The 1,573-nt window shown below is 55.8% G+C and carries 2 protein-coding genes; one reads left to right on the forward strand and one right to left on the reverse strand.

What is annotated here, in order from left to right; all coding sequences use genetic code 11:
* Positions 1-497, reverse strand: a 497-nt coding sequence (locus ACXJMY_RS37865; RefSeq protein ID WP_456624446.1) for a glycosyltransferase family 4 protein, incomplete at its 3' end; no start/stop codon positions are given.
* Between the two features lie 352 nt (positions 498-849).
* On the opposite strand from ACXJMY_RS37865, the gene ACXJMY_RS37870 reads away from it, so the two are divergent.
* Positions 850-1,573, forward strand: a 724-nt coding sequence (locus ACXJMY_RS37870) for an acyltransferase family protein (RefSeq protein WP_456624447.1), incomplete at its 3' end; no start/stop codon positions are given.

Raw genomic sequence — 1,573 nt, forward strand, 5'->3', positions numbered from 1 at the left:
AGCTTGCGCTGATCCTGGGCAACGTAGATCATTGCGTCCACGCGTGCGACAACATAGCGGTAGATGGGCTGGAGTATCCGATCCCTCGCGGTTAGAATGTCCGGGTTATGCAGGATCAAAACGAGTTTAGCATTTGAGCCTGCCAATCGCCGTGAAATCGTCGCGAACAGCAATGGCCGCTCGTCTACCGCGACAATTGCTTCGGGGGCCTGGGTGCGGATCATTCGCGACAGGCCTAATGCTGTGCCGATGTCGTAAATCCGATTGCCATTCAGCATCTCAACGGAGCTTTGGCTGAGATGTGCCTTCTTGATAGAGCTTTGGTTGAGATGTGCCGGCTTGATAGATTTTTGGCCTAGATCTGCCGCCGAATAGCTGCTTGTTAGGCCCACTATCGTGCAGATGTCACCGTGGGCCGCCAGCGCATTCGCAAGCTGATATGTATGACGCTCAGCACCTCCGGTTCCAAGACAGTTAAGCACAAACATCACTCGCATAGAGTCGCTCTCCATCTTGATCCCTGGAAGAACAGCAAAAAAGTACCCGACGACGCTCCGGGTTCAAGGAAGGCATCGCGCGCCCGGTGGTGGATCGCATGAATGCATGCCGCCAACGACGCGACGGCTCTGGTTTCAGGCCACCGAATCCGAACGAGTTGCTTCCGTATAGGTCTGCTTTCGAGCATGCCGCTCGTGAATTTGCTTTGGCCTACCGCATCATGGTCTGCACCTCCACCCGCTGCGCATTTTCTCTAGGGTTATGGACAGCGAATATTGGGGTAACCCGAAAGGGTCGAGCCGCGGACCGGCGCAATGGATTTATGGTCACCGTTAATCAACGGGACTTTTCATGCCAGGCAAATCAGAGCGCAGTTCCTACATCGATGCCTTCCGCGGCTTTGCGATTCTTGCCGTGCTGTTCCACCATTTCTTCTACCGGCAGATCGCTGCGGCGTATCCGTTCGATGCGTCCCGGTTGCTGTCTCCGGCAGCAATCAATCACGGACATCTCGGTGTAGGCCTGTTCTTCATCCTAAGCGGGATGGTATTCTATCGACCCAGCATCGCTGATGACTGGAGAAACGTGCTGCGGTTCTACTTCCAGCGCGCACTTCGCTTATGGCCTCTCTACATCCTGACGATTCTGCTCGTGGGCTACCTCAAGCAGTACGACCTCTTCACCTTCGCCAAGAGCTTCGCACTGCTGCTGACCGGTATTCACGACTTCATTCCTAAATATTGGGAACCAACCTGGGCACTTTGGGTGCTGTGGTCGCTTGGCGTGGAGATCATCTTTTCAATCTCGTTGCCGGGGCTTCTGCTCGCCGAGCGACGGCTCGGCCTTGCCCGCGTCGTCATTCTGGCGGCCGTCTTTTGCTTCATCTATCGCATCGTCGGCGACCACGTCTGGATGACCCGGCACCCTGATTACGCCAATCCTTTCATAAATCCCCTCAAGGACAATTTCATCGGGCGACTTGACGATTTCCTGTTCGGAATGGCCGCGATGCGCGCGGTCCGCAACGACGTCACGATCAGATCGGCCTACGGCTGGCTGGCTCTCGCTGGACTAC

The organism is Bradyrhizobium sp. P5_C12, assembly GCF_054049735.1.